Annotated in this window: 14 protein-coding genes; 1 reads left to right on the plus strand and 13 read right to left on the minus strand. The window is 30.3% G+C overall.

Going from position 1 to position 14,674, the window contains the following annotated elements; all coding sequences use genetic code 11:
* Positions 1-75 precede the first annotated feature (75 nt).
* From Q0912_RS02070 to Q0912_RS02100, 7 genes are all read right to left on the minus strand, one after another.
* Positions 76-1,770 (minus strand): serine hydrolase domain-containing protein, encoded by a 1,695-nt coding sequence (locus tag Q0912_RS02070; protein ID WP_299111484.1) that lies wholly within the window; start codon positions 1,768-1,770, stop codon positions 76-78.
* 85 nt (positions 1,771-1,855) lie between these two features.
* Positions 1,856-2,617: a DUF4097 family beta strand repeat-containing protein gene (locus Q0912_RS02075; protein WP_299111486.1), complete on the minus strand. Its 762-nt coding sequence runs from the start codon at positions 2,615-2,617 to the stop codon at positions 1,856-1,858.
* Position 2,618: 1 nt separating this feature from the next.
* A complete protein-coding gene (locus Q0912_RS02080) occupies positions 2,619-3,407 on the minus strand; it encodes a zf-HC2 domain-containing protein (protein WP_299111488.1) in 789 nt (262 codons plus the stop codon).
* Complete coding sequence (locus tag Q0912_RS02085) at positions 3,397-3,945, minus strand: RNA polymerase sigma factor (RefSeq protein WP_299111490.1); 549 nt, start codon at positions 3,943-3,945, stop codon at positions 3,397-3,399. The genes Q0912_RS02080 and Q0912_RS02085 overlap by 11 nt, the downstream gene beginning before the upstream one ends.
* Positions 3,946-4,469: 524 nt before the next feature.
* Positions 4,470-5,384 carry a hypothetical protein gene (locus Q0912_RS02090; RefSeq protein WP_299111493.1) on the minus strand — a complete coding sequence of 305 codons (915 nt, stop codon included), beginning with the start codon at positions 5,382-5,384 and terminating at the stop codon, positions 4,470-4,472.
* Positions 5,385-5,466: 82 nt separating this feature from the next.
* Positions 5,467-6,594, minus strand: a complete 1,128-nt coding sequence (locus tag Q0912_RS02095; protein WP_299111494.1) for an AraC family transcriptional regulator — start codon at positions 6,592-6,594, stop codon at positions 5,467-5,469.
* 183 nt (positions 6,595-6,777) lie between these two features.
* A complete protein-coding gene (locus tag Q0912_RS02100) occupies positions 6,778-7,602 on the minus strand; it encodes a M23 family metallopeptidase (protein ID WP_299111497.1) in 825 nt (274 codons plus the stop codon).
* A gap of 191 nt (positions 7,603-7,793) precedes the next feature.
* On the opposite strand from Q0912_RS02100, the gene Q0912_RS02105 reads away from it, so the two are divergent.
* Entirely contained in the window at positions 7,794-8,201 is a 408-nt protein-coding gene (locus tag Q0912_RS02105) for a hypothetical protein (RefSeq protein ID WP_299111499.1), read from the plus strand.
* A 49-nt stretch (positions 8,202-8,250) separates the two neighbouring features.
* Here the strand turns inward: Q0912_RS02105 and Q0912_RS02110 are convergent, their stop codons facing one another.
* The 6 genes from Q0912_RS02110 to Q0912_RS02135 all read right to left on the minus strand — a co-directional run bounded on the left by Q0912_RS02110 (position 8,251) and on the right by Q0912_RS02135 (position 14,646).
* Positions 8,251-9,462, minus strand: coding sequence for a leucine-rich repeat domain-containing protein (locus Q0912_RS02110; RefSeq protein WP_299111502.1), 1,212 nt, complete (start codon positions 9,460-9,462; stop codon positions 8,251-8,253).
* Positions 9,463-9,668: 206 nt separating this feature from the next.
* Positions 9,669-11,156, minus strand: a complete 1,488-nt coding sequence (locus tag Q0912_RS02115; RefSeq protein WP_299111504.1) for a serine hydrolase — start codon at positions 11,154-11,156, stop codon at positions 9,669-9,671.
* Between the two features lie 55 nt (positions 11,157-11,211).
* Positions 11,212-11,850, minus strand: a complete 639-nt coding sequence (locus Q0912_RS02120) for a GntR family transcriptional regulator (RefSeq protein WP_299111506.1) — start codon at positions 11,848-11,850, stop codon at positions 11,212-11,214.
* A gap of 235 nt (positions 11,851-12,085) precedes the next feature.
* Entirely contained in the window at positions 12,086-12,742 is a 657-nt protein-coding gene (locus Q0912_RS02125; protein WP_299111508.1) for a hypothetical protein, read from the minus strand.
* A 155-nt stretch (positions 12,743-12,897) separates the two neighbouring features.
* Complete coding sequence (locus tag Q0912_RS02130) at positions 12,898-13,725, minus strand: hypothetical protein (protein WP_299111510.1); 828 nt, start codon at positions 13,723-13,725, stop codon at positions 12,898-12,900.
* Between the two features lie 111 nt (positions 13,726-13,836).
* Entirely contained in the window at positions 13,837-14,646 is an 810-nt protein-coding gene (locus tag Q0912_RS02135; protein WP_299111511.1) for an FRG domain-containing protein, read from the minus strand.
* Positions 14,647-14,674: the final 28 nt, after the last annotated feature.

A 14,674-nucleotide genomic window follows, 5' to 3' on the forward strand; every position in this document is an offset into this window, starting at 1 on the left:
TTTTATTTTAATTATTTCAAATGAATAAGAATGTTTTTTCAATCTCTATTTTCAATAAAAAATGGTCGTCATAAATTATTTTCTTGAAAAAGTAATGTTTTCTATACTTCCATTGGATACTGAAAACTCAACTACTTTTCCTGCGTTATTGCGTTTAAACCTTATATTAGAAAAGTTTCGATTATTGGAACTAAAGTAGGCTCTATTGATTTGCTCAATTTTTATATCATCCAATTTTTGGTGTGTTAAGTACAATTCATTTTCTTTTTTCACCAATTCATACTCTACATTTAATTCGTTATTATAATAACTTCCCAAATAGTCTGAAGTATTTACCTCTTTCACTCTTATAAGCCACAACCATATGATATCAGGAATTCTAAACTCAAGAATAGGTTCATTATAATCATTTTCCTTGAAATTGACTGAGATATCATAAGGGGTTCCCTTTATTTTAAAATTCTTTTTTCCAACGGGATGTAGTTTCATAGCTTCTGGTATTATGCCACCTTTGCAATAGAGTGTATCATTTTGGATTTGCACTTTCCAGTACTGTTTTTGTTCTCGATCAAAATAAGTACCCTCAAACTTTTCTATTTCAGCATTAGAAAGATTGACAAACAGGTTATCGTCATACTGAAATGATTTGCTAGATTGCCCGTCTTTTTCAGAACTTGGATATTGATCTTGTAAATAGTAGTCGATGAGCTTAAAAATTTCATCATATGCACTAATGTAGGAAGCATTGGCAAAAAGACTAAATTCATATCCAAGTTCTGGAAACCTTGCAAAATAACAACGGTATCCCGCATCTGATCCAGAATGATAAATCATTTTATAACCTTTATAGTTTTTTACAAACTGACCTTTTGCATAGCTAGAAATTGTACCATCATTTTTTTGTGCTTTCTGGTTCATGGACTGGAAAATACGTTCATTGCCAATTGTTCTAGTTTTAAAGTTTTGTGCCCATTTGTTCATGTCTAAAGTAGTAGTAAATAGACTCGTAGGGCCAACTGTTGCAAAATTTAAATTGCTCTTTTTAAGTTTGTCGTTGACTTTTTTATAGGAATATGCCCTATTAGGTACAATCACCTCATGATCATCATAAAAAAAACTATCGCTCATTTGTAAAGGTTTAAATATGATTTGTTTTGCATAATTGGCAAATGATGTTTTAGTTAGCCTTTCTACAATAATAGCCAATAAGGTATATCCTGAATTAGAATATTTAAAATTATCACCAGGTACAAAATTGAGTTCTTTTTGATTTGTTATAAGTTTAAAAACCTGTTCGGTCTTAATTACATCGTCCATTCGCCAACCTGCTAATTCTAATAGTCGCCATTGATCCCGTATTCCACTAGAATGAGTTAGCAAGTGATTGATTGTTATTGTGTTTCCATAATCGGGTAATTCTGGAATATATGTTCTTACATCATCATTTATAGATAACAAACCTTCATCTTCTAGCTTAAGGATTAAAAAGGCTGTAAATTGCTTCGATAAGGATGCTGCGTGAAATTTTGTTTTTTCTGTTATAGGAATCTCATATTCTAGGTTTGCCATCCCAAACTCTTTTTGATAAACTACTTCACCATCTTTGCTAACTGAAACTGCAATACCTGGTGTATTGTTATTATTATATTTTTCAAAAAGAATGTCAATATCAGTATTTGTTGTGTTATTTTGATTTTGAGAAAGAGTATTCTGTATTCCCAAAAAATAGCATATTACCAATGCCATAAGTTTAAGTTGTATAGTTTTCATGTTATTTAATTTAAGTTTAGGATATTCATGCCCTATAGAACCCAAGACTCAATTGATATAATTATTAAAAAATGATAAGTGCTGCTTATTTAAGTTTTCTCAAATAAATGTTTCCTTTAAGGTTTTGTATATTGATTTCAATACCTCCTTTGTTGATTATTCCTTTTACAGATCTGTTGTTTTTCCGAATTGTTTTTTCATCAATCACCTCAATGTCAAAGTCGGAATAAAAATCACCTCGAGGTGATTTAGCACTAATGGTCGCACATGCTTCAGAAGGCATTCTAATATCAATATCTCCATTGTCAGCAATTATAGACATTGGATAGGATTGATTAAGTGTAGAAAAAATTACTATCATATTACCGTTACCATTCTCTGCAACTATTGGCCCAGTTATATTAGATAGTACAGTATCCCCATGGTGATTTATGGCTTCAATCTCTGCACTAAATCCGTCTATATAAATCTCATTATTCGCTAAACTCTCAACGGATATATTCATGTCTTTTGGTAAATGAACTACTAAATTAGATTCTCGTCGTTCCCGAAGCCCTTTCACCATTAAAGATTTGCCTTCTTTTATTACTTCAACACCATAGTTTGTATTATCATCACCTCTTCCTGATATCTTCTTAAGTCCTTTTGGTTTTTTTATATTATCATTTTTGTAGTTCTCAGATGCTTTGATAAGGAAAGTAGCCGTATCGTGTGACTTTATAACAATAGTTGTTTCTGAACTTATAATAACTTTGTTAATTCCTTCTAAGGAGATTGAATAGTCTTGTGCAAATACTGTTGCGGTTGTTATTAGCAAAGCAACAATTGTAAATATTTTATTTTTCATTTTAAATTATTTGTTTTAATTCTGAATTAATTTGGTCTTTAATATAGCTTGGTGTTTCTCTATTTTGAAGTAATTTTTTCATGGTTGGAATAGCACGCTTCTCCTCAATATCGACTAAAATTTGAATTAGCTCAATTTGCATATTAGGATTTTCTTCTGTTTCAAGTGTTTTTATTAGTGCTTGCCTAACGTTAGTGTTTTCTGCAAATTTAGCTAGGGCATTAGCTGCTGCTAATCTCACATTAGTATGTCTATCTTTGTTCATTTTAGCAATAAGCACTCTGAGAATTTCATTGTTTGGTTGCGAAAAGTTTTTAGCGTAATTTACTGCTTGTAGACGCTTACTAGCCGATTCATTTTCCATAAGAGATAAGGTAGCTATAGTCTGCATTTCTGTTTTTTCTTGTTTTAAAGTAGCTATTTCATTTATTTGGGATGTATTGCTTTTGTGATTACCAAATAGGTAGCAAGAAATCATTATTAATATGACTGCAGCTGCTTGTAAGATTGACTTAATAACTTTGTTTTTTTGTTTTAACACTATTGATTTAGAAGTTTTTAAAGCCAATTTTTCTTTAGCTAACATGTCATTAAAACTTAATTCTAAGTCATTATCAGGAAGATCTTCTTTAACTTGATTTATAGTATCAATTAGATGAATAAATTCTTGGTGTATTTGCTTACAACTTAAACAACTATTAAGATGTTCTTCAACTAATGTTTTGATTGCTTGATCTAAATTATTATCCTGATAATCGGTAATAAGGTATTTTATCTCTTTACAATTCATAGTGTTTTGTTTTTAAAAAGTAAGCATCCTTTAATTTCTGCATAGCTCTATGCATTTTTGTTTTAACTGCTCCTAAAGTAGAGTCTGTTATTTCGGCTATTTCGTAATATTTTAAACCTTGATATTTACCCATAACAATCAGTTCTCGATCACTATTGCTCAACTGATTTAGTGCAAAGTTTAATTGTCTAATGTTACCTAAAGGCTCCGATTTAGTCTCATTTATTTTATAGATATCTTTTAAATCCTTTTCATTTAGCCGCTGTGTTTTATTTAGGATTTTGTAATAATCCTTACAAAGATTTCTTGCTATAGCATAGATCCATGATGAAAATTTGTTTTGTCTGTAGGTTTCTCTATGTCTTAAAGCTTTGTAGAAGACTTCTTGAGTTATATCTTTACTAAGATCCTTGTCTCTAGTCATTTGCAAACAAAAATTATAAATCTTAATATGATAGCGAAGAAACAAATAGCGCATCATGTCTAGATTCCCTCCTATAATGAATTCCATCAATTCTTCGTCAGTTAAATTTTCCAATAGCTGAATTTTTAATCGCTTATATATGTAATACTTAAAAAAACAAAAAGGTTACATAAAAATGATTTATAATTAAAGACTGAAGATTATTATAACAGTTGCACTCGAAATAATTTAAATAGAATATTTTCTACTTCAATTCTGGTCTAGAAGTTCAAATAGAAAAGTGAAAATTAAGTGAAGAATTGTTGGCGCTTAGTATTAACCACAACGTATTTGTGTATGGTTTCGTTGCGTTTACACTAAGATAACAAATAAAGAAGAACCCATTGTTCAGAAGCGACAGAAATTCCGATTAGGAATTTCCGAGCAATGAACTATATATGTTATTATGTGCTGTTTTGTTCCGATTTTATGGCTGACATACCGTCAAAGCAACTCTGTTTTCTCCTGTTAAAATTCTTTTGTTAAACATAGCGTGAACAATTATTTTCATTTCTTTATCAATAGAGAATTGTATTAATGTAAAAATTAATGTTCACCTCAAGATTATCGACTATCTATAGCGACGCTATTTTTTTGCGTTATAATTTAAACCATGTGCACCGACCATTATAGTCTGAATTATTTGTTAATCTAATTTGATTAGAGCCATCAGTTTTCATTATATAGGCCTCTCCATAATTATTGTGTCTTTGACTTTCAAAAACGACCCATTCACCATCTGGTGATACATCTGGATGTAAGTTTATACCTTCTGTGAGTTGCACTAATTCGCCATCAGATATATTTATACTGTATAGCTCGTAAGGCTTTTTACCTCGTATTTTAAGATTAGCAATAAGTGTTTTGTTATCATTTAGCCACTGAATACCTGAATTCATATATCCTCTATTTGTTATAACCGATACTTTATTATTTTCAACATCATAAAGTCTTATAAATTGATTGAACCAATCTGGTCCACTCATAAAAATCATGTACTTCCCATTTTTAGACCAACTAAACCCTACAGAAAGTGCTTTATATTCCTCTTTTGTCTTATCAGAAACTTTTATTTCTTTTTGAGAATGTGTGTCATAAATATAAAGTTCTCTGTCACTATAATCTTTGGACTTAACAAAAGCAATATATCTTCCATTTTTTGAAGACACTTCCCATTTTGCATTTTCAACAGTAGGAGGTTCAATAATTGGTTCTTCTTTTTTGGTTACAATATCTATTTTGAACTTTTGCATTGTTTTGGTTGCGTCAGTCCTTGTAAAGCCAATTGTCCTTTGGTCGATTTGATATGGAAAACTATTGTCTTCTTTAGAGCTTGTAATTTGCTCAACATCACTCCCATCTGTATTCATTAAATATATCTCAGCAGTGCCAGTTTTATAGGATACAAATGCTATTTTTAAACTATCAATGTTAGGCTTCTCTATTATTTTTTGACCCAGTGCTGTTTGAATGGAAAAGAAGCTTATTGTACAAGCAAGGAATAGTTTTTTCATAAGTTTTAGATTTGATGCCAATATAGTAACAGGAAGACTTAAAAATCAAAAAAGAAGACTCTCAGTATATCATTTGAGAGAACTAAGAATTGTTAGATAAATATTTTTTTGGGGTAGTTCCTGTAGTCTTTTTAAAAATTCTGTAAAACGATGATTCTGAATTAAAGCCTGCCTCTTCAGCAATACCAAGTAGCGTTTTCTTTTTTAATTCGCCAGCATTGAGTTGCTTTATAACATGTGCCACTCGAAGCTCATTAATATAATCATGAAAAGATTTTTGTAAGCCCTTATTTAAAACAAATGAAAATGTTTGAACGGTAATTTGGAGTTGATCTGCCACTTCTTTAGATCGTAAATCTGGTTTTAGAAACAACTCTTGCTCATCCATTAAAGCTATTAGTGCTTTTATAATTCCCTCTTGTTTTTCTGAAGAGACTAACGCTTTAGATGATTTTTTTTCGAACTCAACTAAGACTTTTTTCTTTTCGTTTGTTTTATAGGATAAGCCCACAAAATAGGCAATAAAAGCAACGAAAAAGTAATATGGGTAAAAGTAGAGATAGCTTAAGCTGTATTTCATGACAAATACATCTACTACAGTTAAAATTCCCCAGACTACGATGAAAATGAGTAGTAAGAAAAGTAATTTTTTCAACCATTCATAAGTTTCAATAGTTGAATCTGCATAATTTGTATTAATCAATTGCTGGTATTTTTTTAACTCTAGTATTCCATAAATAAAGTAAGTCGCAAAACTAACAAAAGCCAAAACCTCCAGAGAAGGTTCAATAAAATTCCAATGTGTCATATAGAACTTTTGGCGAAATGCTAAAGGCTTGCAGTATACAATTACAAAATAAAGCACCTCTAGAATTCCTGGTATTAAATGCAGCCATTGTTTTTTTGTGAACTGGAAATTTTTATCTGTACTTTTTTTAATAAATAACCAAATGAGAGGTCCGAAGAACAAATTGAAAGTAAGTGGTAAGAATAAGGTAAAAGATTGCCCTAAAAGCTGGTAAAGGTTTGAACTATTAATAATGATTTGAAAATTGGCCATAGCAAAAAGTAATAACCAAAGTCCAAGAATTAAGTGTGTTTTTTGAAAAGGCTTTTTTGAGATTAAATTCAGAGAAACAATCAACCCTTGGATCACTCCTGCAAAAAGGAATATATTAAGAATATTGATGATGTTTAAATCTAAAGACATAAAAAGTTAAGTTACACAATTAGACTTAAATGTTTGCTAAGCATTTCAAGTATGAATAGTTACTGGTCAAGCATTAAACTTAACAAGTACTTCTAGCCATTGTTGTAGCACGTTAGTTATTTTTCAGAATTCTTGGATCTCCATTAAACGATGAACTATACACATTGTTGTGAAGCACTATTATTAGTTGACTTTATATCTTCTCCCTTTTTTAAGCGTCTTGCCCATATGGCCTTTAAAATATACAGGAATGGCAATATCATTTTCTTTTCTAACTACAAAATGTAAATGAGGACCATTAGTGAACCCAGTTAAGCCAGAGACACCAATTTTATCACCTTCATTGACTCTTTGTCCTTCTTTTACTAGACTTCCTTTATAATCGAGATGAACATAAGAAGCCATCGTACCATCATTATGTAATATTATTATTCTATTTGCGGCATTTCTAAGTTCCTCACCTCCTTGTTTAGTAAACCAGTCTATGACTTTTATTACAATTCCGCTTCTAGCTGAATAGACAGGTTCTCCAACATCAAGTTGAAAATCAATTGCATATTTTGATTTTTCACTAAAATGCGAAGTTTTACCATTGAAACTTTGACTTACTTCGTATTTTTTTCCTTTTTTAAATGGAAATCTATATAGGTGATTCAGGTCTGGTTTAATCAATGATTTATGTCCAAAAAAATAACTAATTCTAATACTGTCGTTTACTTTGGTTTTAAAAATTGAATCTGATGGTGTCGCTTTATGTTTTATTAGTTCAATACTATCTTTGGGTTTTAATAAAAATGATTTCAATTCAGAGTCATCTTTTCTTGAATGAAAATATATCTGAACAGAAACTAATAATTTGCTATTTGCAATGAGTTTTAGAGTATCATTTTCTTTCTTCCAATCAATAGATAAATCATCCAAATAAGACGTTGGTTCATCATTTTTTTTCTGACTATAACTAAAATTCAGAATTGTAATAAAAATTAGAAGCGTTAAATAATTTCTCAAGTTATATGTTTTGTTAATACATTACAACGAGCTCGTGTATGGTTTGGTTACATTTGCACTAAGTTAGCAAATAAACAATGAACTATAAAGATTGTTACAACTTGTAGTGATAAAAGTCATATAAAATCAATACTACGTTGACTACCTTTATTAATAGTAGTTAAGATGATTAATTATTAAAAATCATTAATATGTGGAAATATATATTAGCATGGTTTCCAATGATTATCATTGCAATAGCTAACGGAGTATTTCGTGAGAAATTTTTAGCAAGCCGTTTAAATGAGCTTCAGGCTCATCAGATGTCTACTGTGAGTATAATTGTTTTATTTGGTATCTACGTTTGGATATTATTTAAGGTTTGGTCACCAAGCTCTGTCAATCAGGTAATATTTATTGGTTTAATTTGGTTATTGCTCACGGTAATTTTTGAATTCTTATTTGGACATTATATAGCAGGGCATTCTTGGAATAAACTTCTAAATGATTATAATATTTTACAAGGGCGTGTTTGGATTTTTGTTCTTATCTGGATATCCATTGCACCATACATCATTTATCAGATTCAGAAGTCGGCGAGAACCAGTAATTACTTATAGCCATTGTTGTAAAACGTTTAATATTTGTTTCGAATAAAAAAGTGTTCATTCAAAAATCACATGAATTACTAACTTTTATATTTTCGATTTCTAGCTCTTTTAAAATAGAGTTTATTTTTTTTACTTCCGCCTTATTGGTGCAAATCTGCCTTAATTCAGGAAAATCGTAAAAGTCTATATCTTTTGTGTAACCTTTTATATTTAAGTATTCTATTTGGTTATTCTGTAATTTTAGAGCACGTATATTCGGGCAATTAGAAATATCCAAAGAAATCAAATTATTATCATCACAATATAACTGTGTCAAGTAAAGTAAACCAGATGTGTTCAATGTTTTTAGATTATTCCCTCCACATCTTAACACTTCAATTTCTAGATTGTTAGAAAGATCTAACTCTGTTAACATATTTGATCCACATTTTAAAACATTTAGGCTCACTAAATCACCTAAGTTCATTGATTTTAGCTGATTTGTGTAACAAACTAAAGATTTTAATTGAGACAAATTAGATACGTTTAAATATTGTAATTCGTTAAAAGTACACTCTAGATTAATTAGCTTAGTACAATTCGAAAAATCTAAAGAAATTATGTTATTTGATTTACAGCTGAACTCTGTCAAGTCAGTCATTTTAGATACATCTAATGTTTTTAGTTCATTATGAACACAATTTAACTTTTCTACATTAATTAATTTTGATTCGTCTAAATCAGTTAATTTGTTTGCCGCACAATTTAATTCTACAATGCTATTAGATTTGGGTAAATTCAGAAATTCCAACTCATTATCTGTGCAATTTAGATACTTTAAGTTCTTTAAATTAGACACATCAAGTTTTTTCAATTTATTATATCCGCAATCTAAGTATTCAAGACTTGTTAAATGATTGAATTCTAATGAAGTTATTTTATTACCTAAACAGTGAAGAACTGATAAACTTACTAGTTTACTTACATCCAAAGATGTTAATTTATTTCTCATGCATTCCAAGTAAATCAGATTTTTAAAACTATTTATTCCTTCTAGTGATTTAATATTGGCTTCAAACAATTCTAAATATCCTACTTTTTCTGCTTCACTTATTTGGATTTCACCATCCTTGTTTTCATCCACATCTAATGGATTTCCATCTAAATCTTTGGCACTTGTATAACCAGTTTTTAGTAATTCTTCCTTAAAGTTTTTATCAGGAATGTAGACCGTTTGAGAGTATATAGAAGTCGTTAGTATAAGAAAAATTATAATTTTAAAGTACTTCATTATTATATCATCTGGTTATATTACAGTTATTTGATTAAAATGTTTTACAACGTGTTCGTGTATGGTTAGTTGCGTTGGCTAGCAACTAAATTAGTAAAAGAAAACGAACCATAGGAAATTCCGTAGGATTTTCAAAGTACACATAAACTAGCAATTGGCTTTACATGTTGTTGTAAAACGTTTTATAAATTTTTCAATTCATAAAATCATTTGTTCAATCGTTTTTTTGAAAGCCTTTCTATCTCTTCTTTCGCATACTGATAACTTGAATCGATTTTAAGTGCTTTTTTGTGCCATTGTATTGCCAAATCTATACTATCCAGTTCTTTGTAAGCATCAGCCGCACTCGAAACCCATCCAGCATAATCAGGTTCTACTTCTACAAGAAATAAAAATACATCTAAGGCTTCTTTTGGGTGTTTCCTATCAATCAACCAATAACCCAAATTATCTAAATAGTTCGCATCGACATAATAGTCCTGAGGATTTTTTTGCTGTTCAGCATAATAGATTTCTTTCACTTTTTCAATTCCGTCTTTAAGGATATAGTCTTTGAGTTTATAGTGAATAGGTGTTTTTGGTTTAATAGTATCATTGAAGAGCAAATTTTTTAAAATACTGGCTGAATTGTTTGAAGCCCAAAATCCGTCTATATTGGTCATCATAACAACAGCCGATTTATGCTCTGGCATAAAACCAAAGAAGGTAGCATACCCTATGTCTCCTCCGGAATGGTTATATATTTCTGAATTATTCATTTTCCCCAAGAACCAACTTAAACATACTTTTCTTTGGCCTTCTGGTGAATGAACACTCGTCAATAAATCATAGGACTCCTTGCTGAAGATTTGTTTGTCATTGATGCTTCCTTTATTTAAATAAACTCTCGCCCACAATAGCATATCCTCAACATTAGAGTGTAAGGTAGAACTTCCAGCGTGTCTTCTATTATAAGGATAAATTTTACTAACCACTATTTGCAAGCTATCTCCTAACACATGAGGTTGGGTTGCCAAGTCTTTAGGGGCTTCAGGCTTGAAAAAAGTACTGTTTTTCATACCAATTGGCTCAAAAATATTCTTTTTCATATACGCTTCAAAAGTTATGCCCGAGACCTTAGCAATCACATCACATAGTATATCAAATGCAGGATTACTGTAACTATATTTCTCACCTGGTGTAAAATCGAGTTTAAAGGCTTTTTGACTTCTTGCATAGCGTTCTACTGCACCATCATCATATTCTGGTTTATCCCATTCATAGTCATCTATATTTGGAATTCCAGAGGTATGTGTCAGCATATGCTTAATGGTAATATCTTTATAGCGCTCGTCTGCCATCTTGAAATAGGGTAGATAATGAGTTAGCTTTTCATCTAAATCAATTTTTCCTTGCTCCATTAATTGAACAATAGCTGTTGCTACAAAAGGTTTTGAAACAGATGCCATATGAAATAAGGAACTGGTAGTCAAAGGTTCTTTTGTATCTCGACTTTTAACACCATGTGCATCCGCATAAGCGATAGTGTCGTTTACAATCATACCAAACGCTATACCAGGTGCATCAAAAAGTTCTTTTTGTTTTAGTATGGTGTTTTTAATTTCAAGAGCTTCAGGCGAGAGTGTTTGTTGTTTTTCTTGTTTACAGCTAACCAATAAACATAATAGCGTTGAGAAATACAATAATTTTTTCATTTTTTGAATTTAATATTTGTTACAAATGGACTGGTTGGTCAAAGTGTGAGAATGATTATTTTAATTGATTTTTTTCAAGTTTATTAATAATGTATTGAACACCTTGTATCCAATTGTCTTCAACAAGAGTTACCGCAGAAGTAATGTCATTAGAAACTAAAAGGCTAATGATCTTTTCATGCATCGTTATAGATGTCATTTTTTGATCTTCATTCCAAAAGGCATAATCATACAAACTAATTCTTACTCTTAAGTTTTCAATTATTTTAATAGCCGATTCGTTCGTATAAGTTTCAATAAGTTTTTGATGAAATTGTCTATCATAATCCAACATTTCTATGGCACTTTTAGCCTTTACAAAGGCTGAATTGATGATTCTCAGTTCTTTTATTTGTTGATTATTGTAAAGTGATTTTTTTACAGCATTGCCTTCTAGAACAGCCATCAAATCATAAATCTCTTTAGCTTCTTTTATAGACAGTTCAATAACAAAAAAACCTCTGTTGGCGATGTAAGTAATGATTCCAGTTTCAGATAGTTGGGTTAAGGCTTCACGAATTGGTGTCACACTTAACTCTAGTTCTTTAGCTATTGTAGGAAGTGAAATGCGTTCACCTGGTTTTATACTACCAGTCAGGATATACTCTAAGAGGATTTTTTTGACCTCATCTTTAAAAATTATTTTCTTCAACATAATTACAAATATAATATATCGTATATGATTTTAACCGTATTTTAATTAAAAATATTATAAATGAAAAAGTTTTGATTTATTTATGACAAGTAGAAATATAAATATTCTTGAAAATGTTTTACAACGGTCTCGTATAACCGTCAGTTACGGGTTTATATGCGTTAATTTTCGATTTAGCACAGACTTTAGCAATTCCGAGTGGATTCGGACGTAGTCGAATCCGCCGTAATTGCGGTTATACATTGTTGTAGTGCGTTTTTATTTCATTCATTAATTCATTGTAAGAATAGTTAGTGTTCGCTTTAATCACTTTTTCAATTCTATTCGGTTCTACGTTTTTGAATAAAAGCACTTCATAATCTTCGAAAACAAATTCCATAAAGTCAGAATTGTCAAAAAACTCCTTTTCTGCTTTTTTAGGATTGGATTTTATTAATCTTAATCCAGATGCAATTATTTTTTCGTCATCCGATTTATAAATTCCGTCTTTATCTAGATAATTAGAATCGTCTACGGTATTTCCGATTCGCCAAATAATGGTTTTTCTATAACCTTCTTTTAAATCGGAAAAATTATTGAAAACTGAATGAGGATTATCTCTCAATATTTCAGCTAAAGAATATCTGATTTTTTCAATTATATTCAGTTCGTCATCTTGTTTTTGATAAGTGTCAATACACCAATGAGAATGAACCAAAGGAAAGTCAGATTCTGTTAGTTCAAAGATGATTCCGATATATTCTTTGTCATTTAATAGAAAATCAAGCCACCAACGATTCAGATTTTTAAAAGGTGTAAGAATCGAGCAGGAAATCCAAGTGTCAGTAATTAGAATTCCATTTTCTAAAATCTGACTTTTATTCTCTTTTGGTGTCCAATGTATTACTTTCATTCGTTTGTTCTCAAATGCACTACGGTATTGTATATGAAAAGTAGCGGATTTTACGCACTAATTTTTCAGTTTTACAATGACCTCTAATTTATTCATTTTGTTTCGATTAAGCGATTAAACCGCTATTTTTTATATACGGTGTTAGCTACAGTTTTTTAATCATTTTTTTTAATATCATGTTTTTTCTTAAGTATTTCCAATTGTCGTAATGAATTGTCAATATCACTTTCAATTTTGTTTTCACTTCTATAATCCAAAGGGAATGGCATATATGTAGGTAGTTGATAAGTTACCATGTTTAGAGATGTCTTTAAATTATGGTCGAAATTTTTAAAATCTGTTATTTCATTCAGATAACTAATCTTGCCTTTATAATCGAAAGTCATAACATAACCATAAGGTGGAAATGCAATTTCAGAGCAAACAGTAGTTGTTCCAGTTTTAAAATTCCCATGAGCACTATAATGCATGTATCTAAATCTTTCAGCACGAGTTAGATACATAAATATTCGAAATTTATCAGGTAATTCATTTGATTCAGGTGAATTTAAGAATGAAGCTAATTCAGGAAATGATTCTAAAAACCAATCTCGATTTATCGCTAAAAACATTGATACGATATGCTTAATTACTTTTAGAGGTTCAATTTCTTTTATAGTGTAGCCATGAAGTCCATATTCTTCTTTTTTATTTAACAATTGCATTCCGCCAATTGCCCAATTTTTATAAGCAGGAACATATTTTGAACCTAAAAAACTATTACAATTGACACAAAATGAATTATATCCAATTCCACCTTGTTTTGTTTTTCCTTTTGGTGGATTTTTCAAAGCATTTTCAGCTCCAATATATTCCTCAAAATCTACTGATACAAATTTTGTATTCTTATTAAATGCAACTTTTGGTGGAACGTGTTCGTATGAAAGAGATGTTTTTTTTCCACATAATCGACAAATTCCAAATTCCATTTTATGTCTTGCCATATTAGAGGTCTTTATCTTTTATCTAACCATTGGTGGCTAAAGGTTTTTCATTTCGTTATTTATCTCATCAATAAATTTTGTTGACTCTTCATTTTGAGTCAAAACTAATCTCTATTTGTCTATTCCATTAGCTTTTAGTTCCTCAAATATTACTTTTTTTGCTTCAGCTTTTACTCTAACTCTAACAATCATATTTTTCCAAAACTCTTTTTTGTTTAAAGGAACTTCTAAATCAGAGTTGCTAGAAGCAAATAGTCTACCGTGTTGTCTGAATAATCTAAACTGATAAGTTCTCTGGTCAATATCATTAATGTAAGTAGGAACGTTGCAAACAAAAGATGAGTCTAAATCAAATGGATTGAAATTAGGGTAAAGTAATTTTCCGTAATCTGAAGTTTCATTGAGTATGAAATCGTGTGGAACTAGTAAACCCCAAAATTGGCCATCCGAATGTTCGTGTTTATCCGAAGGTTCACACATAAAGTATGATGAACTAACACTTGAGGTAGAAAGGTCAATTAAGTTTGTTTTAATTCCAGCGTGTTGTGCTTGAAACATTAAGTCCCAATCTTCTCCATAAGGTTTTTTACTATGTTTGAATAATTGGTCTTCGCCATAATTTTCAATCACTTTTCTCTTAAAGATTTCCGCACCATTTTTTTCAATTTCCCGCGCCATACTTAAATCAATTTCAGTAGAGAAAGGTGGTCGGAAAATCCCAGGCAAAATGTCCCAACCATAATTTTGTTCACCTCTATAATGTGGCATTACAGGAAATCCGACTTTAGTGATTAGGTCAACATTTATTTTAATCAATTCATCGTGAAAACTGCTAACATCTTGTAAATTATTAATCTCAAAACTTTCTAAAGGTTTAAGATATTTTTCTTGAATATGCTCTGCAATTTGATAGTAATTCATTCGTTGATATAAAATGTAGCTAACCGTT

The organism is uncultured Winogradskyella sp., assembly GCF_947498345.1.
GTDB lineage: Bacteria > Bacteroidota > Bacteroidia > Flavobacteriales > Flavobacteriaceae > Winogradskyella.